The 21,450-nt window shown below is 74.1% G+C and carries 19 protein-coding genes; 3 read left to right on the top strand and 16 right to left on the bottom strand.

From position 1 onward, the window contains the following. Positions 1-49: 49 nt before the first annotated feature. From O7625_RS28695 to mraZ, 16 genes are all read right to left on the bottom strand, one after another. Entirely contained in the window at positions 50-850 is an 801-nt protein-coding gene (locus tag O7625_RS28695; protein ID WP_067301781.1) for a DivIVA domain-containing protein, read from the bottom strand. A gap of 43 nt (positions 851-893) precedes the next feature. Beyond that, on the bottom strand, positions 894-1,199 hold the full coding sequence (locus O7625_RS28700; protein WP_067301785.1) for a YggT family protein: 306 nt from the start codon (positions 1,197-1,199) through the stop codon (positions 894-896). Between the two features lie 29 nt (positions 1,200-1,228). After that, positions 1,229-1,954 (bottom strand): cell division protein SepF, encoded by a 726-nt coding sequence (locus tag O7625_RS28705; RefSeq protein ID WP_282342963.1) that lies wholly within the window; start codon positions 1,952-1,954, stop codon positions 1,229-1,231. Positions 1,955-2,138: 184 nt separating this feature from the next. Further along, positions 2,139-2,876: a YggS family pyridoxal phosphate-dependent enzyme gene (locus tag O7625_RS28710; protein ID WP_282342964.1), complete on the bottom strand. Its 738-nt coding sequence runs from the start codon at positions 2,874-2,876 to the stop codon at positions 2,139-2,141. Positions 2,877-2,981: 105 nt separating this feature from the next. Then, positions 2,982-4,097 (bottom strand): cell division protein FtsZ, encoded by a 1,116-nt coding sequence (gene ftsZ / locus O7625_RS28715; protein ID WP_067301796.1) that lies wholly within the window; start codon positions 4,095-4,097, stop codon positions 2,982-2,984. Between the two features lie 240 nt (positions 4,098-4,337). Beyond that, positions 4,338-5,156, bottom strand: coding sequence for an FtsQ-type POTRA domain-containing protein (locus O7625_RS28720; RefSeq protein ID WP_282342965.1), 819 nt, complete (start codon positions 5,154-5,156; stop codon positions 4,338-4,340). Positions 5,157-5,268: 112 nt separating this feature from the next. Next, positions 5,269-6,687 carry a UDP-N-acetylmuramate--L-alanine ligase gene (gene murC / locus O7625_RS28725; protein ID WP_282342966.1) on the bottom strand — a complete coding sequence of 473 codons (1,419 nt, stop codon included), beginning with the start codon at positions 6,685-6,687 and terminating at the stop codon, positions 5,269-5,271. A 31-nt stretch (positions 6,688-6,718) separates the two neighbouring features. Further along, positions 6,719-7,825, bottom strand: a complete 1,107-nt coding sequence (gene murG / locus O7625_RS28730; protein ID WP_282342967.1) for an undecaprenyldiphospho-muramoylpentapeptide beta-N-acetylglucosaminyltransferase — start codon at positions 7,823-7,825, stop codon at positions 6,719-6,721. After that, positions 7,825-9,231, bottom strand: a complete 1,407-nt coding sequence (locus tag O7625_RS28735; RefSeq protein WP_282347125.1) for a putative peptidoglycan glycosyltransferase FtsW — start codon at positions 9,229-9,231, stop codon at positions 7,825-7,827. The genes murG and O7625_RS28735 overlap by 1 nt, the downstream gene beginning before the upstream one ends. Positions 9,232-9,503: 272 nt before the next feature. Further along, positions 9,504-10,640 (bottom strand): phospho-N-acetylmuramoyl-pentapeptide-transferase, encoded by a 1,137-nt coding sequence (gene mraY, locus O7625_RS28740; protein ID WP_067301809.1) that lies wholly within the window; start codon positions 10,638-10,640, stop codon positions 9,504-9,506. Further along, entirely contained in the window at positions 10,637-12,049 is a 1,413-nt protein-coding gene (murF, locus tag O7625_RS28745) for a UDP-N-acetylmuramoyl-tripeptide--D-alanyl-D-alanine ligase (protein ID WP_282342968.1), read from the bottom strand. Before murF ends, mraY begins: the two co-directional genes overlap by 4 nt. After that, positions 12,046-13,608, bottom strand: coding sequence for a UDP-N-acetylmuramoyl-L-alanyl-D-glutamate--2,6-diaminopimelate ligase (locus O7625_RS28750; RefSeq protein ID WP_282342969.1), 1,563 nt, complete (start codon positions 13,606-13,608; stop codon positions 12,046-12,048). Before O7625_RS28750 ends, murF begins: the two co-directional genes overlap by 4 nt. Positions 13,609-13,660: 52 nt before the next feature. After that, entirely contained in the window at positions 13,661-16,009 is a 2,349-nt protein-coding gene (locus O7625_RS28755) for a penicillin-binding transpeptidase domain-containing protein (protein ID WP_282342970.1), read from the bottom strand. A gap of 5 nt (positions 16,010-16,014) precedes the next feature. Further along, the gene (locus tag O7625_RS28760) at positions 16,015-16,617 is read right to left on the bottom strand and encodes a hypothetical protein (RefSeq protein ID WP_282342971.1); all 603 of its coding nucleotides are present in this window, start codon (positions 16,615-16,617) and stop codon (positions 16,015-16,017) included. Beyond that, a complete protein-coding gene (rsmH, locus tag O7625_RS28765) occupies positions 16,614-17,723 on the bottom strand; it encodes a 16S rRNA (cytosine(1402)-N(4))-methyltransferase RsmH (protein ID WP_282342972.1) in 1,110 nt (369 codons plus the stop codon). The genes O7625_RS28760 and rsmH overlap by 4 nt, the downstream gene beginning before the upstream one ends. 210 nt (positions 17,724-17,933) lie before the next feature. Then, a complete protein-coding gene (gene mraZ, locus O7625_RS28770; RefSeq protein WP_282342973.1) occupies positions 17,934-18,365 on the bottom strand; it encodes a division/cell wall cluster transcriptional repressor MraZ in 432 nt (143 codons plus the stop codon). A gap of 354 nt (positions 18,366-18,719) precedes the next feature. Between mraZ and O7625_RS28775 the strand changes: the two genes are divergently transcribed. From O7625_RS28775 to O7625_RS28785, 3 genes are read left to right on the top strand one after another with little or no spacing between them, the layout of a single operon-like run. After that, on the top strand, positions 18,720-19,967 hold the full coding sequence (locus O7625_RS28775) for a MurT ligase domain-containing protein (protein ID WP_282347126.1): 1,248 nt from the start codon (positions 18,720-18,722) through the stop codon (positions 19,965-19,967). Next, a complete protein-coding gene (locus O7625_RS28780; protein ID WP_067301824.1) occupies positions 19,957-20,679 on the top strand; it encodes a glutamine amidotransferase in 723 nt (240 codons plus the stop codon). The genes O7625_RS28775 and O7625_RS28780 overlap by 11 nt, the downstream gene beginning before the upstream one ends. A 16-nt stretch (positions 20,680-20,695) precedes the next feature. Further along, a complete protein-coding gene (locus tag O7625_RS28785; protein ID WP_282342974.1) occupies positions 20,696-21,379 on the top strand; it encodes a VTT domain-containing protein in 684 nt (227 codons plus the stop codon). Positions 21,380-21,450 lie beyond the last annotated feature (71 nt).

The raw sequence follows: 21,450 nt of genomic DNA on the forward strand, positions 1-21,450 counted from the left end.
TGGGTCGTGGCTAAGTCGGCGGCCGTCGGGGGACGGCCGCCGACGTGGATCAGCGGCCGGCTTCGAGGGCGCCGGAGCGGCTGCCGCCGTACGAGCCGGCGAGGCTCGCCGCGGCGAGCCCGTTGCCACCGACGGCACGGGTGCCCTCGGTGCGGGTCATCTCGGCCTCCAGGCCCTGACCCCGACCGTCGAGGTCGCGCAGCTGGCTCTCCAGGTAGGCCTTGAGCCGGGTGCGGTACTCGCGCTCGAACTGCTTGAGTTCCTCGATGTGCTTCTGCAACGCGGTCCGCTTGGCGTCCAGGCCGCCCATGGCCTCCTGGTGCCGCTGACGGGCGTCGCGTTCCAGCGCGTCGGCCTTGGCCCGCGCCTCCCGGGTGACCTCCTCGGCCTTCGAACGGGCCTCGGAGAGCAGCTGGTCGGCCTCGCGACGGGCGTCGGAGACGTGGTCGTCGGCGGTGCGCTGGGCCATCATGAGCACCCGCAGCGCCTGCTGCTCGCCGTCGCCGCCGACGGCCGGGCCACCGGTGGTGCGGACCTGCTCCAGCTCCGCCTGCATCGCACGGGCGGCCTGCTCGGCGGCGGCCTTGTCGCGCTGCACCCGGTCGAGCTGGGCCTTGACGTCGTTGAGCTCGGCGGCGAGCCGGGCGTCGCCGCCGGGGCCGGCAGGGGCCCCGCCACGACCGCCGCGCTCCACCTGGGCGCGCAGCTCGTTGTTCTCCTCGATCAGACGGGCAAGCTCCCGCTCGACCTCGTCCAGGAAGGCGTCGACCTCCTCCTCGTCGTACCCCCGCTTGCCGATCGGCGGCTTTTTGAAGGCGACGTTGTGCACGTCGGCCGGTGTCAGCGGCATCGAAACTCCTCGGGTCAGTTGCGGCCGCGAAAGCGCGCGCTGGTCAGGAGAAGTTCCTGATCAGCGGATCTAACACAAACCTCATCAGCACGAACAGGATAACCAGGAGCACAAGGGAGGCCAGGTCGATGCTCACGGTACCAATTCGCAGTGGGGGGATCACCCGCCTCAACGCCTTGAGAGGCGGATCCGTGACGCTCCACACGGACTCGAGTCCGGCGGACGCGCCACGCCCCGGTTGCCACCGACGACCGTACTGGAGGACCGCACTGAGAACGAATCGGGCCAACAGCACAATAAGGAAGAGGTACAAAATCAGGTACAAAAGTTGGAACATGATCGACAACACGGTAGGCGACGTCCCTCGTTCGGGTGGACTTAGCTCAGGGAGAAGAAGCCGCCCTCAGCGATCTTGGCCTTGTCCTCGGCGGTGACCTGGACGTTGGCCGGCGAGAGCAGGAACACCCGGTTGGTCACGCGCTCGATCGTACCGCGCAGCCCGAACGCCAGCCCGGCGGCGAAGTCCACCAGTCGGCGGGCGTCCGCCTCGTCCATCTCGGTAAGATTGATGATCACCGGAACCCCGTCGCGGAAGTGCTCGCCGATGGTCCGCGCCTCCCGGTAGGTGGTCGGGTGCAGCGTGGTGATCTGGTAGCGCTGCTCCTCCTCGGCCACCACCGGGCGCTCCCGGGGCGAGGCCTGCGGCGCCAGGGCGAGATTGTCCCGGGTGTGGTAGCTCAACGCGCCCGAGGTATCCGCACCGGTCGACCGGGTGATCGACCGGACGCTCGCCCGCTCGGCCCGCTCCGAACGTTCGGCCCGGTCGGCCCGCTCCGACCGCTCGGCCCGCTCGTCGTCGGCGCGGTCGGCCTCCACCGCCCGGCTGGACCGGTCGGCCAGCCGGCCCCGGTCACCCAGCCGGGGACGCGGCGCCGGCGGCTCCTCGGCGTCGTCCTCGTCGTCGTCGGCGAACTCCTCGGAGTACCGGCTCGACCGGTACCGCGACTCGCGGTAGCCGGGCTTGTCGTAGCCCTCGTCGTAGCCGCGCTCGTCGTCTTCCTCGACGAGCCCGAGCCAGACCCCCGCCTTGCGCAGTGCACCCATCCCGCGCCCTTCCGTCCGCCGTGCGGCACGCACCCCCGTGCCGTGTCGCCAGTGGACGTCCCTGCCCACCGGATCGGAGCGACGCTCCCCCGACGCGCGATTCGCGGCTCGCCCGTCGTGGCCCCCGACCTCGGGACGCCGCTCCTGAACAACACTGATGTAATTTGCTCCTACCGGGGTCAGGCTACCGCAGCGTGGAACGCATTCCGAGCAACGCGCTGCCGACGCGGACATGTGTCGCCCCGTACCCGATCGCCACCTCCAGGTCACCGCTCATCCCGGCGGAGAGCGCGGTGGCCGCCGGATGCCGCGCCCGGAACGCCGCCGCCACCTCGGCCAGCCGGGCGAACGCCCGCTCGGGTTCCCAGCCCAGCGGCGCCACCGCCATCAGCCCGGCCAACCGCAGCGCTCCCGCCCCGGCCAGCACCTCGGCCACCGGGTCGAGCCCCCGGTCGGGGTCGGTGGAGCCCGGCAGGGCACCACCCCGGGCCGGGTCACCGTCGATACTGACCTGCACCAGCGTCTCCAGCGGACGGTCCCGACCGGACTCGGCGGCGGTGGCCAGCGCCCGGGCCAACCGGGCACTGTCCACGGAGTGCACCACGTCGGCGTAGCGGACCACCGAACGGGCCTTGTTGCGTTGCAACTGGCCGATGAAGTGCCAACGGGCGGTCACCCCCGCCGCCGCCACCTCGGCCGCCTTCGGCGCGGCCTCCTGGTCCCGGTTCTCCCCCAGGTCGACGACCCCGAGCCCGGCCAGCGCGACCGCGTCACCGGCCGGGTAGGTCTTGGTCACCGCGATCATGGTCACCCCGGCCGGATCCCGGCCGGCGGCGGCGCACGCCCCGGTGATCCGGGTCCGTACCGCGGCCAGCCCGGCCGCCAGCTCGGCCCGGCGGTCCGGACCGGAGGGACCGGTCATCGGCCGGTCCGCCCGGTCGACGACGCGACGACGCGGCCCGCACGGGGACCGCCGGTCACCGGCGGGGCCGCGGGACCGGCCACGGAGCTGCTCGTCATCGGCGGCTCAGGAGCCGTTCTTGAGGAAGTCGGGCACGTCGACGTCGTCGAAGAGCACCCGGCGCGGCGTCTGCTGCGGCGGCGGCAGGGTGGCCGGCGCGGTGACCGTCGGGGTCTGCGTCGTCGGCTGGTTCTGGTTGCTCTTGCGCGGCGAGTCGACCGCCTTGTACGCGGGCGTCCCGCCGTCGAAGCCGGCGGCGATCACGGTGACCCGCACCTCGTCGCCGAGCGCGTCGTCGATGACCGCGCCGAAGATGATGTTGGCGTCCGGATGGGCCGCGTCGGTGACCAGCTGCGCCGCGTCGTTGATCTCGAACAGGCCCAGGTCGGAGCCGCCGGCGATGGAGAGCAGCACCCCCCGCGCGCCGTCCATGCTCTGCTCCAGCAGCGGGCTGGAGATGGCCGCCTCGGCCGCCTCGACCGCCCGGTTCTCGCCCCGGGCGCTACCGATGCCCATCAGCGCGCTGCCCGCCCCGCTCATCACGCTCTTGACGTCGGCGAAGTCGAGGTTGATCAGGCCCGGCGTGGTGATCAGGTCGGTGATGCCCTGGACGCCGGAGAGCAGCACCTGGTCGGCGGTGCGGAAGGCGTCCATCATGCTGATGCCGCGGTCACCCAGCGCCAGTAGCCGGTCGTTGGGGATGACGATCAGCGTGTCGCACTGGTTGCGCAGCTCGTCTATCCCCGACTCGGCCTGCACCTGGCGGCGCTTGCCCTCGAAGGAGAACGGACGGGTGACCACACCGATGGTCAGCGCACCGAGCTTGCGGGCGATGTTGGCCACCACCGGCGCCCCGCCGGTGCCGGTGCCGCCCCCCTCGCCACAGGTGACGAAGACCATGTCGGCGCCCTTGAGCACCTCTTCGATCTCGTCGCGGTGGTCCTCGGCGGCGTTCTTGCCGACGTCCGGGTTGGCGCCCGCGCCGAGCCCCCGGGTCAGCTCCCGGCCGACGTCGAGCTTGACGTCGGCGTCACTCATCAGCAACGCCTGCGCGTCGGTGTTGATCGCGATGAACTCGACGCCCTTGAGCCCAACCTCGATCATCCGGTTGACGGCGTTGACGCCGCCGCCGCCGATGCCGACGACCTTGATGACCGCCAGGTAGTTGTGCGGAGGTGTCATCTCCGGTCCTTTCCCTTCGAGATTGGCTCGCACTGCCCCGGTACGGCGTGGCCCGGACCGGTGGTCGAGGAGCTTTCACCAGCGAGGATCAGAGCTGAACCCTAACCCTCTACTAGAGGCTTAGAGTTATGTCAACCACTGATCCTCTTCGGGGCAACGTAAGCGCCCCCACGCCGAGAGCCAAGGACCCCACCGGCGTGTCGCCGCCGGGTGCGGGGCGACTCACGTCCACCACGGACCTCACCTGAGGGTCACCACGTCCGGCGCGCTCACGTCGATCGTGTCGGCCTTCCGACCCAGCAACGCCGTCGCCACCCGCGCCTTGTCCGCGCCCCGGGTCGCGTCGCCCCACACCACCGCCCGCCCGTCGCGCAGGGTCAGCCCGATCCGGGCCAGTCCCTCGACGGTCACCTCGACCAGGGCGGCCCGCAGCTGCGGGGTGAGCACGGCCAGCACCTGCAACGCCGCCCGGGTGCCCGGATCGTCCGGCCCCGGAGCCGCCAGCCGCACCACCGGCAGCCCGTCCGGCGGCCGGGCCAGCGTGCGGAACACCACCCCGGCCCGGTCGATCACCACGAACCGGTCGTCCCGGGGCACCACCGCCACCCCGGTCCGCTCCACCACCGTCACCACCAGGGCACCGGGCCAGTCCCGGCGGACCGTGGCGCGCTCCACCGGGGCCAGGCCACCGATCCGCCGGGCCGTCGCGGCCAGGTCCACCCGGGCCAGCGGCACCCCGTCCGGCACCCCCGCCGCGTCACGCACCTCGACCGGGGTGACCAGCCGCGCCCCCTCCACCCGGACCTCACGCACCCCGAACAGGCCGGATCCGAGCACCGCCCACGCCACCAGGCCGGCGAGGACCAGCACCCCGGCCACCACCGCCCAGGGCAGCGCGGCCCGCATCCGCCGCTGCCGGGCCCGCGCCATGAACCGCCGGGTCGACGGCGGGACCGCGTCGCTGCCCGCCCGGACGAGCTGCCAGCGCCGGACCGGACCCCGCCGGGCACCACCGCCGTCCGTGCCGGTGCCACGGCCCCGCGCCGGACCCGGACTCATCCGCTACCGGCGGTCGCGCCGTCCGGACCGGCCACCGGGCGCCCGACGGGCGGACCGGCGGCGCTCCCGGCCCGGACGCCGCGGTCCGGGCCGCGCCGGAGGAACCGCGCGATCATCGCGCGGTCAACGCGTCGAGCAGCTGATCGCCCAGCAGCGAGATCGGCGGAGCGCCCATCGTCACCACCACGTCGCCGGGGCGGGCCCGGCGGGCCACCTCCACCGGCGCGTCGTCGAGCGAGTCCACGAAGACCTTGTGCGCGTCGTCGAGCGGCACCGCCGCCAGCAACGCCGCCGACCCCTCACCCGGCTGGCGCAGCTCACCGGGGCCGAAGACCTCCAGCAGCACCAGCTCGTCGGCGATCGCCAGGGCGGCGGCGATCTCCGCCTGGAGGTCCCGGGTCCGGTACAGCCGGTAGGGCTGGAAGACCACGATCAGCCGGCCGTCGCCGGCCACCTCGCGCAGCGTCCGCAGGGCCAGCGTCATCGAGGTCGGGTGGTAGGCGTACTCGTCGTAGACCAGCACGCCGTCGGCGACGCCCTTGCGCTCGAAGCGCCGGCGCACGCCCGGGAAGGCGGCCAGGGCCGCCTCCGCCGCCGCCACCGGCAGGCCGAGCAGGTGGGCGGCGAGCACCGCCGAGGCGCTGTTGAGGCCCATGTGGCGTCCCGGCACCGGCAGCCGGATCTCCCCCAGCGAACGGCCGTCCAGGGCCGCCAGGTAGCGCACGCCCTGGGCGGACGAGGCCATCTCGGACAGCCGCAGGTCGGCGTCGGCCGCCTCGCCGTACGTCCAGACCCGCCGCCCCTCGGCGCGCAGCGTCTCGGCCAGCCGCCGCCCGCCCGGGTCGTCGGCGCAGGTGATGACGTACCCGGCCGGGTCGGTGAGCCGGGCGAACTCGGCGAAGGCCGCCTCCAGGGTCGCCAGGTCGCCGTAGGTGTTCAGGTGGTCGGCCTCGATGTTGGTGATGATCGACACGTACGGGCGGTAGATCAGGAACGACCTGTCACTCTCGTCCGCCTCGACCACGAAGTGCTCGCCGGTGCCATGGTGCGCCCCCGAGCCCACCTCGGAGATCTCCCCGCCGATCACGAAGGACGGGTCGACCCCGGCCTGCTGGAGCACCATGGTCACCATCGAGGTGGTGGTGGTCTTGCCGTGGGTGCCGGCCACCGCCACCGTCCGACGGCCGGTCATCGCCGCGGCGAGCGCCTCGGAGCGGTGCAGCACCCGCAGCCCGCGCCGGCGGGCCTCGACCATCTCCAGGTGGTCCTGCGGAATCGCCGAGGAGTAGACCACGGTGTCCACCCCGTCGAGGTTGGCCGCCTCGTGGCTCATGTGGATGGTGCCGCCCAGCGCCCGCATGCCGGCCAGCGACGGCCACTCGCGCAGCTCGCTGCCGGAGACCGGCAGGCCCCGGGTGAGGAAGAGCCGGGCCAGGCCGCTCATCCCGACCCCGCCCACCCCGATCAGGTGGATCCGGCCCAGGTCCTCCGCGGTGAGCGTGCCGGCCGGGGTGAACTGCGCGGTGTTCATGCCAGGTACCTTCCCGTCGCGGTGGACCGGCTCACCGGGCCACCGCCTCGTAGACGAAGTTGAGCAGTGCCACGTCGCCGTCGCGGCGGCCGTACCCGGCGGCGGCGGCACCCATCGCGTACAGCCGCTGCGGGTCGCGCAGCAGGGGCAGCACGGTGCGCTCCAGCCAGGCCGGGGTCAGCTCGGCGTCGTCGACGAGCAGCCCGCCGCCGGCCTCCACCACGGGCAGCGCGTTGCGCTTCTGCTCCTGGTTGGAGTGCGGGTACGGCACGTAGATGGTGGGCAGCCCGATGGCGGCCACCTCGGCGCAGGTCATCGCCCCGCCCCGGGCCAGCATCAGGTCGGCGGCGGCGTAGCCCAGCTCCATCTCGGACAGGTAGGGCAGCGCCACGTACGGCACCGGCAGGTCGGTCGGGATCGGCACCGGCTCGTTGCGGGCACCCATCACGTGCAGCACCTGCACCCCGTTGCGGGCCAGCTCCTTGGCCGCGCCGGAGACCGCCAGGTTGATCGACCGGGCCCCCTGCGAACCACCGGCGACGAAGAGGACCGGCAGGTCGGGGCGGAGTCCGAAGTGGGCGCGGGCGGCGGCGCGCATGGCGTTGCGGTCCAGCCCGGCGATGCCCCGGCGCAGCGGCACGCCGACCACCCGGGCGTCGCGCAGCACCTCGGACTGGGCCGGCTGGTGCGGGAAGCCGACCGCGAGGTTCTTGGTGAACTTCATGCCGAGCCGGTTGGCCACCCCCGGCGGGACGTTGACCTCGTGGATGACGATCGGCATCTCCCGCCGCCAGGCGGCCAGGTAGCCGGGCACCGAGACGTACCCGCCGAAGCCGACGACCACGTCGGCGGCGACCTCGTCGATCACCTTGCCGGCGGCGCGGGCCGCCTTCCACATCCGGTCCGGGGTGCGGACCAGGCCCATGTTGACCGAGCGGGGCAGCTGGTAGGCCGGGATCTGCCGCAGGTCGTAGCCGGCCGGCGGGATCAGCTCGTTCTCCAGCCCCTTCGGGGTGCCGAGGCAGGTGATCCGGACGCCCGGGTCGTGTCGGCGCAGGCAGTCGGCGAAGGCGAGCAGCGGGTAGATGTGCCCACCGGTGCCCCCTCCACAGAGCACCACCGAACGCAGCGGACCCATCAGCGTCTCCTCTCGCTCGCCGTCCCGCCCCGGGTCCGGTCCTGCCGGACGCCGCGCGGTACGGCCTGATCGTCGGGTCGCCGCCCGCGCGCCCGGGGCACGGACCCCGGGGCAGCCGACGGCGGTGCCGGTCGGCTCCGCGCGCCGGGAAGCGGCGGCAACGGGGCCCAGACTAGTCGGACCCATCGGGCGGGCGGACGGGCGTGCAGGGCGCGGGCCGCGTCGGGTTCGGCGCGGGCGAAGGAGGCGAGCATGCCGACCGCCGCCAGGGTCACGACCAGCGCGCTGCCGCCGTCGGAGATGAACGGCAGCGGCACCCCGGTCAGCGGCAGCAGCTTGGTCACCCCGCCGATGTTGATCACCGCCTGGCCGACCAGCCAGGCGGTGACGGCGGTGGCGGCGAGCCGGCGGAACGGGTCGGCGACCCGGCGGGCGATCCGCAGCCCGGTGTAGGCGAGCACGGCGAAGAGCACCAGGATGACGGTGCAGCCGACCACGCCCAGCTCCTCGGCGATGACGGCGAAGATGAAGTCGTTGTGGGCGGCCGGCAGCCAGCCGAACTTGACGCTGCTCTTGCCCAGCCCGACACCGAACCAGCCGCCGTGCTCGATGGCGTTGCGGGCCTGCACCATCTGCCAGCAGGCGTCCTCGACGCACTTGGCCGGGTCGGGCGTGTCGAGGAACGAGGTGAGCCGGGCCAGTCGGTAGTTCTCCTGGCCGCGCGCGCCGGATCCGGCCCCGAGCGAGGCCACCGCGACGAGCAGTCCGATCCCCGCCAGGCCGACCGCGGAGAGCGCGGCGAAGACCCGCAACCGCACCCCGGCGGCCCAGAGCAGGCCGACCACGATGGCCAGCAGGCAGAGCATGCTGCCCAGGTCGTTGTAGCCGACCAGGACGAAGAGCAGGCCGACCACCGGGAACAGCGGGGTGGCCAGCTCCTTCCACCAGCCGAGCGCGGCGCCCTTGCGGGCGATCACGTGCGCCCCCCACAGCACCAGCGCCAGCTTGGCCAGCTCGGCGGGCTGCACCTGGATCGGCCCGAGATAGAGCCAGAGCAGGTTGGCCCGCAGCGGCCCGAGGGAGGCCAGCCCGAACAGGGCGTCCAGGGCCACCAGCAGGTTGAGCACCAGCAGCAGCACCACCGCGGCCCCGAGCAGGGGTCGGCCCAGCGAACGGAAGGTGCTGGCCGGCAGGCGCTGGCAGGCCCAGAACGCGACGATGCCGATCACCGCGAAGATCGCCTGCTTGGTGACCGAGGCGGCCGCGTCACCGGCCTCGGCGTAGTCGCGCACGCTGGTGGCCGAGAAGACCATGGTCAGGCCGATCAGCAGCAGCAGGCCGGCGCTGGACAGCAGCAGGTAGTAGGAGGCCAGCGGGCGGGCCAGCAGGCCGCGCAGCGCCGCCAGGCCGCCGGCCGGCCCCAGCCCGGCCAGCGCTGCTGGCGGGTCGGTGGTACGCCCCGAGCCCGCGACCCGCCGCGGCTGGGTCTGGGTCGTCGTGCCGGTGCTGGTGCCTCGGTCCTCCCCCACCCGCCCATCATCGCCGCTACGGGCGGCTGGTTCCGGCCGTTCGTGCCGGTCGGCGTGTCGAAATGCGGATCGGGTGCCCCTCGGGTAGGGGGAACCCCGGCCGGGGGCCGGGGCGGTGACCCGTCGCGGGACCGCCCCGGTGCCCGGGGTCAGCCCATGCTGGCCAGGAAGTCGCTGTAGAACAGGCCCAGCGCGATGGCCACCCCGATGCCCGCGATGATCCAGAAGCGGACCACGATGTTGACCTCGCTCCAGCCGGCCAACTCGAAGTGGTGCTGCAGCGGGGACATCCGGAAGACCCGCTTGCCGGTGGTGCGGAAGGAGATGATCTGGATCACCACGGACATCGTGATGATCACGAAGAGCCCGCCCAGGATCGGCAGCAGCAGGACCGTCCGGGTGGACATCGCCATCCCGGCGATCAGGCCGCCGAGGCCCAGCGCACCGGTGTCGCCCATGAAGATCCGGGCGGGCGAGGTGTTCCACCACAGGAAGCCCACGCAGGCCCCGGCCGCCGCCCCGGCGATCAACGCGATCTCCAGCGGATCCCGGACGGCGTAGCAGTAGTTGTCCGGGTTGGCGGTGTACGTCGGGTCGGCGCACCAGTGCCGGTACTGCCAGAACGCGATCAGCGCGTACGCGGCCAGCACCATCACCGAGGCGCCGGTGGCCAGCCCGTCCAGGCCGTCGGTGAGGTTGACCCCGTTGGTCGCCGCCATCACCACCATGATGATCACGATCACCGAGGCGACCTTGCCGATCTCCAGCGCCGGGATGTCCCGGATGAAGCTCAGCGTGGTGCTGCCCACCGTCTCGGTGTTGGTCGTCGCCCCGCTGGCGTCGGTCATGCTGCTCGGGAAGTAGAGCGCGACGACCCCGAAGGCCGCCCCGACCAGGATCTGCCCGAACAGCTTGCCGCGCTTGTTGAGCCCGCCGCTGTGCCGCTTGCGCACCTTGAGGAAGTCGTCGATGAAGCCGACCGCGCCGGAGAAGACCATCAGCCCCAGCAGCACCAGGGCGGTGATGGTCGGCTCGACCTGGGCGATCTGCGCGTCCGGCAGGGTGGTCAGGGCGAGGTGACCGGCCACGTAGGCGATCACCGTGGCCAGGATGAACACCACGCCGCCCATCGTCGGCGTGCCCTTCTTGCCCTCGTTGCTGGCCAGCCCGAGGTTCGACCGGATCGGCTGACCGGCCTTGAGCCGGGCGAACACCTTGATCGCGAGCGGCGTGGCCAGCAGCGACACCAGGAACGCCACCCCGATGGCGACGATGACCGCCCTCACGCGGCACCCCCCGCGCCGGCCCCGGCACCCTCGCCGTCGGCACGCAGCGCGTCGGCCACCTCCCAGGTGCGGTACCGGGAGCCCTTCACCAGGACGACGTCACCCGGTCGTAGCTCGCTGCGCAGCACCTCGACGGCCGCCGCCTGATCGGTGAGCAGCACCGACCCTCCTCCCCAGTCACTTACCGCTGTCGCGCCCTCGTGGATCGGCGCGGCCGGCTCACCCACCACGAGCAGCCGGTCGACACCGAGCTCGGCCGCGAGCCGGCCGACCTCCCGGTGCCCCTCGTCCTCGTACTCGCCCAGCTCGGCCATGTAACCCAGGGCGGCGAACGTCCGCCCGCCCCGGTGCATCCCGGCCAGCGCCCGCAGCGCCACCGCCGTCGAGGCCGGGTTGGCGTTGTACGAGTCGTCGATCACGGTCACCCCGTCCGGCCGGGTGAAGACGTCCATCCGGCGGGTGGAGACCAGCCCCAGCTCGCCCAGGGCCGCCGCCAGCTCGGCCAGCGGCATGCCCAGCTCCCGGGCGACCGCCGCCGCGGCCAGCGAGTTGGAGACCTGGTGCCGGCCGGTCAGGCCGAGCCGCACCGGGGCGGTCCCCTCCGGGGTCAGCAGGGTGTACGCCGGCCGCCCCCGCCCGTCCAGGGTCACGTCCACCGCGCGCACGTCGGCGTCGGCCGACTCGCCGTAGCGGACCACCCGGGCGGCGGTGCGCGACGCCATCGCCGCCACCAGCCGGTCGTCGGCGTTGAGCACCGCCAGCCCGTCGGCCGGCAGCGCCTCCACCAGCTCCCCCTTGGCCAGGGCGATGTTCTCCACCGAGCCGAACTCGCCCAGGTGCGCCACCCCGACGTTGAGCACCACCGAGATCCGCGGCGGCACCACGTCACAGAGGTAACGGACGTGCCCGACGCCCCGGGCTCCCTTCTCCATCACCAGGTACCGGGTCTGCGCGGTGGCCTGCAGGGCGGTGTACGGGTGGCCCAGCTCGTTGTTGAACGACCCGGGCGGGGCCACCGTCGGACCGAGCCGCACGGCGAGCTGGGCGATCAGGTCCTTGGTGGTGGTCTTGCCCGACGATCCGGTCAGCCCGATCACGGTGAGCCCCGGCAGCCGGTCCACCACCGCCCGGGCCAGCCGACCCAGCGCGGCCAGCGCGTCGTCCACCAGCACCATCGGCACCCCGGGCAGCTCCCGGGTGCCGAGCACCGCCACCGCACCGGCGGCGACCGCACCGGCGGCGTAGTCGTGCCCGTCGACCCGCTCGCCGGGGAAGGCCACGAAGAGCGCCCCGGCGGCGACCTTGCGGGAGTCGAACTCGACCGGGCCGGTGACCCGGGTGTCCGGGTCGGCGGCGTGCAGCCGGCCGCCCACCGCCGCGGCCACCTCGGCCAGGCTCAGCGGGATCACCGTCGACCCGCCAGGTCGCCGAAGCGGACGCGCAGCGCCTCCGCCAGCTCGGTGCGGTCGTCGAACGGGTACACCTCGCCGGCGATCTCCTGACCGCGTTCGTGCCCCTTGCCGAGCAGCGCCACCACGTCCCCCGGCTCGGCCAGCCGGACCGCCTCGGCGATGGCCTCCCGCCGGCCCGGCACCTCGACGATCCGGGCACCGGCGTCCGCCCGGTACGCCCCGGCCAGCACCTCGGCCCGGATCGCCGCCGGGTCCTCGGTGCGCGGGTTGTCGTCGGTCACCAGCACCACGTCGGCCCCCCGGGCGGCGGCGGCGCCCATCACCGGGCGCTTGCCCCGGTCCCGGTCGCCACCGGCGCCGATGACGCAGATCAGCCGACCGGTGCCGGTGCCGCGCAGCGCGGCGAGGGCGGCCACCACGGCATCGGTCTTGTGCGCGTAGTCGACCACCCCGCGCACCGGGGCGTCCCCGCTGACCAGTTCCAGCCGGCCGGGCACCCCGCCGCAGGCGGCCACCCCGGCGACGGCGGTCGCCGGGTCCACCCCGGTGGCGACCAGGCTGGCCACCGCGAGCAGCGCGTTGGCCACGTTGTGCCGGCCGGGCAGCGCCACCCCGGCGGGCAGCTCCAGGCCGTCCGGGCCGTGCGCGGTGAACCGCTGGGCGTAGCCCTCGCCGCCGACCCGGTCGGCCCACCAGGTGGCGGTCGGGTCGCCGGCCGCCGAGTAGCTGACCGTGGCCGGCCGGAACAGCGGGCGCAGCGCCGGGTCGTCGTGGTTGAGCACCTCGACCCGGCAGCGCCCGTCGAAGAGCCTGGCCTTGGCGGCGAAGTAGTCCGCCGCGTCGGCGTGGAAGTCGAGGTGGTCGGAGCCGAATTTGGTGTAGCCGCCGACGGCGAACCGGACCCCGCCCACCCGGCCCATCGCCAGGGCGTGGCTGGACACCTCCATGACCACCGCGGTCACCCCGCGCTCGCGGGCGGCGGCGAGCAGGGCGTGCAGGTCGGTGGCCTCCGGAGTGGTCCGGACGCTGTCGATCACCAGGTCGCCGAGGCGGGTCTCCACGGTGCCGATCAGGCCGGTGACGTGACCGGCGGCGCGTAGCCCGGACTCGATCAGGTAGGCCGTCGAGGTCTTGCCGGCGGTGCCGGTCACCCCGATCACGGTGAGCCCGTCGGTCGGGTCGCCGTAGACCGCGGCGGCCAGCTCGCCCAGCACGGCCCGGGGATCGGGTGTCACCAGGACGGGCAGCCCGGTCGCGCCGGCCGCCGCCGCGCCGGCCGGGTCGGTCAGCACGGCCACCGCGCCGGCCGTGGCGGCCCCGGCGGCGAACTCCGCGCCGTGCCGACGGGCACCGGGCAGGGCGGCGTACAGGTCGCCGGGGCGGACCTCCTGGCTGGCGTGGGTCACCCCGGTCACGACCAGCTCGGCGGCGTCGGCCGGCGGCGCTACGGCGAGCCGGTCGGCGAGGTCGCCGAGCCGGACTCCGGGCACGGTACGGGGGCGTGGATTGCCGGGCACGGCGTCAGACCCTACCCGGTCGTCCGGTTCCGGCCGCACAGCCGCCCCGGTGGTTCGTCGGCACTCACCGATGATGTCCCGCCGTTCCCGGTCAGCGCGGAAAGACCTCGAAGTTGGGGGATTTCCCGCGCGACGGCGGAACCCGGTAGTGACGCAGCGTGAAGCCCATCATCTCGCGGAACGCCGGGGCGACGACCGCGCCGCCACCGCCCTCGGGGTTCCACACGAAGACCGCCACCACGTAGCGGGGCGCCTCGGCGGGGGCCATCCCGATGAACGAGCCCACCTCGCCCGGCTGCTGCTTGCCGTCGGCGTACCGCAGCCCGGTGCCGGTCTTGCCGGCGATCCGGTAGCCGGGCACCGCCGCGGCCACGCCGGTCGCGTCGTCGACGGTGGTGACCGCCTCCAGCAGGGTACGCAGCGCGGCGGCGTTGCTCGGGCTGAGCACCGACCGGGTGACCGGCGCGGCGGCCGGGGTGCGCCTGCCGTCCGCCCCGACCACCTCCTTGATCAGGTGCGGCTGGACGTAGGTGCCGTCGTTGGCGATGGTGGCGTACGCGGCGGCCATCTGCAGCGGGGTGGCGTCGACGCTGTGCCCGATCGGCACCGACCCGTACGACGAGTCGCTCCACTGCTCGGCCGGGAGCAGCCGGCCGGACGCCTCGCCGGGCATCCCCTCGCCGGTGGGCTGCCCCAGCCCGAAGCGCTTCTGGTAGTCGATCAGCCGGTCCCGGCCGAGCCGGTCGCCGATCTCGATGGTGCCGACGTTGGACGAGTACGCCAGCATCCCGGCCACGCTCAACTTCTTGCCCTCGGCCGGATGGGTGTCGCGGAAGGTCACCCCGCCCCGGGTGATGCTGTTCGCCACCGGCCAGGCGCTGTCCGGGGTGATGACGCCCTCCTGCAACGCCGCGCCGTAGGTGATCGCCTTGTGCACCGACCCCGGGTCGACCACGAAGCTGGAGGCGGCGTCCTCCCGGTCGGTGGGTCGGCTCTGCTCCGGCGAGGCCGCGTTGTAGGTCGGGTTGCTCGCCTGGGCCAGCACGTCGCCGGTCTTGACGTCGAGCACCACCGCCGCGCCGATCGCGCCCCGGGTCTGTGCCATCTGCCGGCTGAGGATCTGCTGCACCTGGAACTGGAGGTCCCGGTCGATGGTGAGCACCAGCGAGCTGCCCGGCTTGGGGGCGGTGGTCTGGCTGTAGCCGCCGGGGATGGGGGCGTTGAGGTCGCCCAGCCCCGCCTCGTACACCCGCCGGCCGTCCTGGCCGCGCAGCAGGTCGTCGTAGCGGGCCTCCAGGCCCTCCAGCCCGTCCATGTCCTGGCTGGTGAAGCCGACCAGGTTGGCGGCCAGGTCACCGCCGGGCACCTCGCGGCGTTCGTCGCGGTGGGTGCCGATGCCGGCGAGGTCGAGCGCCTCGATCTGCTTGGCCTGCGCGACGTCGACGCCCCGGGCCAGGTAGCGGAACTGGAGGTTGCCCCGACGCTTCATCTTGTCGGCCAGTTCGGAGACCGGGACGCCGAGCAGCGGGGAGAGCAGCTTCGCGGTCTCGGTGCGGTCCTTGACCATGGTGGGGTCGGCGAAGACGTACCGGGCCTCGACACTGCGGGCCAGCGGGGCGCCGGTGCGGTCCTGGATCGAGCCGCGCGGGGCCGGCAGGTCGATCCGGGTGAGCCGGTTGTCGACGCCGCCGCCGGCGTACGCCGGGGTGTCCACGGCCTGCAGCACGACCAGCCGGATGCCGATGACCGCGAAGATCGCCAGCACCAGCACGGTGCCCAGTCGCAGCCGGCGACGCGGCTCGGCGAGCTTCGGCGGGCGGCGTGGCTTGCGCACCGGCCGTCGCCCGGCCGGTCGGTCGGTACGCCGGGGCGTCTCGGTGCGGCGTGGGGCGCCGCGACCGGGCGGGTCACCCCGGCGCGGGACGCTGCGGCCGGGCCGGCGGCGCGGGGCGGGCGGCTCGGCGAACTCGTCGTCGTCGGGCGCGACGCGCGGCGGCACGGTCCGGATGACGCCGGTACGACCGGTCGGCGCGGCCTCCCGGCGGCCGCTCCGGTTGGCGGCGGCCCGACCGCCGTCGAGGACCTGGAGGGCGGGGCGGAACGGGTCGCCGGAGCGGCCGGCGCGCGGGGTGCGCCGCTGCCCGCCCCGGTCCTCGCTGCTCTCCCGGATGGTGCGGCCCCGGGGGGTGTACGCCCGCGCGTCGGAGATCCCGCCGGTGTCCCCGCCCCGGGACTCCCCCGGCCGTGGGTCGCCGGTGCGCGGCTCGCCGCCCCGGGGTTGCCCGGTCCGGGGTTCCCCGGTGCGGGGCTGCCCGGCTCGCGGCTCGCCGGCGCGGGGCTGCCCGGCTCGCGGCTCGCCGGCGCGGGCGGCCCCACCACGAACCGCACCGCGCCGGGAGCCCGTGGCGTCCCGGCGCGGTTCGTCCGATCTCGGCGGCACGGGTGCTACCCCCCGTTGCCCTGCTGGCTGGTGATCGCCGGCTGCCCGTCGGCCGGCTGCGGCACGCCGATCAGCCGACCGTCCGGCAGCCGGATGTACGCCGGCTCGCCGGCCTCCACCAGACCCAGCTTGCGGGCCCGGGCGGTCAGGTTGCCCGGCTCCTTGGCCTCCTCGATCTGCTTCTCCAACTGCTGCTGGTCGACGTCGAGCCGGGCCTGCTGCTGCTGGAGCTGCTGGAGCTTGAAGGCGTTCTCGTTGATCTTCGTGTTGACCGCGAGGATGCCCAGCACCCCGCCGACCACGAGCACCACGATCAGCGCGGCGAACGGTGCCCGGGGCACCCGGACCGGCGGCGGTGGCGCCACCCGCAGCCGGGGCGACCCGGTGCCGGTGGTGGTGGTCCGGGTGGCCGGCTGCTCGGCCGGTCGCAGCGCGGCGCTGCCCTGAGTGGGGAACGCGCGCGCCCCCCGGCGAGCCTCCCCCTGTCGACCAGCGAGGTCCGCCGGCATCGTGGTACGGGCCGTGCGCTGCGCCGTGGTCCGGCCCCCCGACCGCGGTGCGCGCTGCCCGACGACCGCGTCGCGGCCGTCGCGCTTGTTGACGTTCATGTCCCCTCCCCCTGTTCGTCCGTCCTGCCGTCCCCCGGCGCCCCCACCGGATCCACTGTGGAACCCGCTGTCGACCCCGTTCCCGGTTGGTGCATCGCCCTGACCCGTCGGCGGGACCGTTCGCGGTCGGTCCGCCCCGACGGCCCGGTGGCCGGGTCGAGTCGCTCCGCGGCCCGCAACCGCACCGACGCGGCCCGCGGGTTCGCGGTGACCTCCTCCTCCCCGGCGAGTTCGGCGCCCCGACTGAGCAGTCGGAACGTCGGACCCGACCCGGGCAGTTCCACCGGCAGGTCGACCGGGCCCTTGCTGCGGACCCGGTCGGCGAGCGCCTGCTTGGTGAGCCGGTCCTCCAGCGAGTGGTAGGACAGGACCACCATGCGACCGCCCACGCCGAGCGTGTCGAGGGCAGCCGGCAGCGCCTTCTCCAGCACCGCCAGTTCCCTGTTTACCTCGATCCGTAAAGCCTGAAACGTTCTCTTGGCCGGGTGTCCCCCGGTTCGTCGCGCTGGTGCCGGAATGCTCTCCCTGACCAGCTCCGCCAGCCGGGCCGAGGAGGTGATCCGCCCCTGCTCACGCTCCCGGAGGATCGCCGAGGCGATCCGGCCGGCGAACTTCTCCTCGCCGTAGACCCGCAGCACCCGGGCCAGATCCGGGTGGGAGTAGGTGTTGACCACCTCCTCGGCGGTCACCCCCCGGGTCTGGTCCATCCGCATGTCCAGCGGCGCGTCCTGGGCGTAGGCGAACCCGCGGTCGGGCGCGTCGAGCTGCAACGAGGAGACGCCCAGGTCGAACAGCACCCCGTCGATGACCGGATAGCCCAGCCGGGCCACCACCTCGGGCAACTCGTCGTAGACGGCGTGCTCCAGGTGGATCCGGTCGGCGAAGCGGGCCAGCCGGACCCGGGCGTGCGCCAGGGCCTCGGTGTCCCGGTCCAGGCCGATCAGCACCGTGTGCGGATGCCGTTCCAGCACCGCCTCGGCATGCCCGGCCAGGCCCAGCGTGGCATCGACGTGGACCGTCCGGCCGCCCCGGTCCAGCGCGGGGGCCAGCAGCTCGAGACACCGCTCGAGCAGCACCGGCACGTGCGTGCCGCGTAGCTCCCCCATGTCGACCCCCACTGTGGAATACCTGCTCTTACGTGTCGCGCTCTGCCGTCGGACGACGCCGTGCCGTCGTACCGCCAGATCCCCATCCGCTCCCGCTCCGGCTCCGGGTCGTCGACCCGGGAGGGAGATCGTGCCCCTGGCACCGGGGAAGGGGCGCCAGGAACTCGAAAGCGGCTGGAGATCTCGCAGTACGTCGGGCGTCGCCACGCCCTACAGACCGCTGGGCAGCACCCCCTCCTCGATGTCGGCGAAGTCGTCTTCGCTCTCGGCGAGGTAGCTCTCCCAGGCCGTCCGGTCCCAGATCTCCACCCGGGTGGACGCCCCGATCACCACCAGATCCCGGTCGAGCGCGGCATAGGACCGCAGGTGGGCCGGGATGGTGACCCGGCCCTGCTTGTCGGGGACCTCGTCGTGCGCGCTGGCGAAGAAGACCCGGCTGTAGGCCCGGGCCGCCTTGTTCGTCATGGGCTGCGCGCGCAACTGGTCGGCGATCCGCTGGAACTCGGACGTGGGGAAGACGTAGAGACAGCGATCCTGCCCTTTGGTGATCACGACACCCCCCGCCAGTTCGTCCCGGAACTTGGCCGGAAGGATCAACCGGCCCTTTTCGTCCAGGCGTGGGGTGTGCGTGCCGAGGAACATCGGCCCTACCCCCTCGCCCTGAGCGGCGTTCGCGGCGCCGCTGACCCCCCGGGCCGGTGGGCCCTCCCGGCCTCACCAATGCGCCCCACTCTACTCCACTTCCCTCCACCTGCAACCAGATTCGCCCGCGCGGCGCGTCGCTGTCGCGGGCAAAACCGCACGTCAGAGCCGGTGGAGCGAAGTGGAGGGGCGGAGCGCCGCCGGGCCGGGTCCGCTACCCGACATCGATCGACCCCGTCCGGTGGAGCCCGCGCCGACCGGACGCCCGGCCCACCCCGACCGAACGGTTCGCCGTCGGCGGCGATCTGGCGGGCGCGGGGGTCCGGTAACCTCGCTCGGGTGACGGACGCGAAGATGCCCCTGCGGGCGAAGGTGGCCAGCTCCGTGTCGAGGACCGCCGCGGCGCTGTCGCGCGCCGCCGGCCGGGGTGACGGCTCGGTGATCGGCGGATGGATCGGCCTGAAGATCGACCCGGACCTGCTGGCCCACCTCTCGGCCGGACGCGCCATCGCGCTGATCTCCGGCACCAACGGCAAGACCACCACCACCCGGCTCAGCGCCGCCGCCGTCGGCGTGCTCGGCCGGGTCGCCACCAACTCCTTCGGCGCCAACATGCCCACCGGGCACACCTCGGCGCTGGCCAAGGCCGGCAGCACGCCGTACGCGGTGCTGGAGGTCGACGAGCACTACCTCGCGCAGGTGCTGGAGGCCACCGAGCCGCACGTGGTGGCCCTGCTCAACCTCTCCCGCGACCAGCTCGACCGGGCCAAGGAGGTCGCCATGATGGCGCAGCTCTGGCGTTCCGCGCTGGTCCGGCACACCGACGTACGGGTGGTCGCCAACGCCGACGACCCGATGGTGGTCTGGGCCGCCACCCCGCCGGCCGACCCCGCACGGGGCGTCCGCCCGCCGCACGTCACCTGGTTCAGCGCCGGGCAACGCTGGCACGACGACTCCTGGGTCTGCCCGGAGTGCGGCTCCACCATCCAGCGCTCCGGTGAGCAGTGGTGGTGCTCCGGCTGCCCGCTGCGCCGCCCGGAAGCGCAGTGGACGGTGGAGGACGACGGCGTGCTCGACCCCACCGGGGCCTGGCACAAGGTGACCCTCCAGCTCCCCGGCAAGGTCAACCTCGGCAACGCGGCCACCGCCCTCGCCGTCGCCGCCGAGTTCGGGGTACGCCCCGTCGACGCGGTGTCCCGGCTGCACACGGTGACCTCGGTCGCCGGCCGGTACGCCCAGGTCGACCGGGACGGGCGCAACATCCGGCTGCTGCTGGCCAAGAACCCGGCCAGTTGGCTGGAGGCGTTCGACATGGCCGACGAGGCGCCCACCCTGCTCTCCATCAACGCCCGCGACCCCGACGGGCTGGACACCTCCTGGCTGTTCGACGTCGACTTCGCCCCGCTGCGCGGCCGGCAGGTGCTGATCACCGGCGACCGGGCGTACGACCTGGCGGTCCGGCTCGACGTCAACGGGGTGCCGTTCCAGCACGTCCGGGCGTTCGGCGAGGCGGTCCGGGCGGTCCCGCCGGGCCGGCTGGAGGTCATCGCGAACTACACCGCCTTCCAGGACATCCGAGCGGAGTTGGACCGTGTCAACTGAGAGCCTGCGTATCGTCTGGATCTACCCCGACCTGCTCTCCACCTACGGCGACCGGGGCAACCTGCTGATCCTGGCCCGCCGGGCGCAGCAGCGCGGGATGCCGGTCGAGGTGCTGGAGGTCCGCTCCGACCAGCGGCTGCCCGCCACCGCCGACATCTACCTGCTCGGCGGCGGCGAGGACGGCCCGCAGGCGCTCGGCGCGCAACGGCTGCTCGCCGACGGCGGCCTGCACCGGGCCGTCGCCCAGGGCTCGGTGGTCTTCGGCGTCTGCGCCGGCTACCAGCTCCTCGGCAGCTCCTTCTTCGCCAAGGGCACCCGCTGCGCCGGCCTGGAGCTGCTCGACCTCTCCTCCGACCGGGGTCCGACCCGGGCGGTCGGCGAGCTGGCCGGCGAGATCGACCCGAGGCTGGGGGTGCCGGCGCTCTCCGGCTTCGAGAACCACGGCGGTCGGACCCACCTCGGCCCCGGCGTGTCGCCGCTGGCCCGGGTCAGCGCCGGGGTCGGCAACGACGGCGTCACCGAGGGCGCCTGGCGGGGCAAGCTGCTGGGCACCTATTCGCACGGGCCGGCGCTGGCCCGTAACCCGGCCCTGGCCGATCTGCTGCTGCGCTGGGCCACCGGCGCGCACCAGCTCCCGCCGCTGGACGACACCTGGGCCGAACGGCTGCGCACCGAGCGCCGCGCCGCGGTGGCCGCCGCCGCCCGCCCGTGACGCCCGCCGCCCACCCGTGATCGCCGCCGTCCGGCGGCTGCTCGGTCAGCCGTCGGCACGTCGGTTCGTCCTGCTGCTGGTCATGCTGGCCGGGTTCGCGGTGCTGCTGCTGGTGGCGCCCCGGCCGGACGTCGGCGAGCTGCCCCGGCTGGCCGACGCCCTCGGCGGGTACGCGCCGGTCGCGGGGATCGTCGTCGGGGCGTTGCTGCTGGTGGCGCTGGTCCCGCGTACCTTCGTCACGTTCGTGGCGGGGGCCGTGTTCGGCCCGCTGGAGGGGGCGGCGTACGCGCTCGGCGCGGCGCTGCTGGCCGCCGCGCTCGGCTTCGCCGTCGGTCGGGTGCTGGGGCGGGAGTTCGTCGCCGAACGGGTACGCGGCCGGCTGGCCCGGCTCGACGGCTGGTTCGCCCGGCAGAGCGTGCTGGGCGTGATCACCGTACGGATGCTGCCGATCGCCGGATTCGGGCTGGTCAGCTACGGCTACGGCACCACCGGGGCGCGGGTGCTGCCGTTCCTGGTCGGCAGCGTGCTGGCCTCCGCCCCGACCGCCTTCGGCTACGCCGCCATCGGCGCGGCGGCCAGCTCCCCCGGCAGCATCAACTGGTACGCCGCCGCCCCGGCCGGCCTCGGGCTGATCGCCAGCGCGGTGCTGGCGTACCAGTGGTGGCGGGCGGAGCGCCGACGCCGGCTCGACCCGGGCTGACCCCGACCGGCGTCGGGGACCGGCGCCGACGCCGGACGGGCCGGCCGGTGGCGTGCCGTCGCCCCGGCGGG

The organism is Micromonospora sp. WMMD714, assembly GCF_029581315.1.
GTDB lineage: Bacteria > Actinomycetota > Actinomycetes > Mycobacteriales > Micromonosporaceae > Micromonospora > Micromonospora rifamycinica.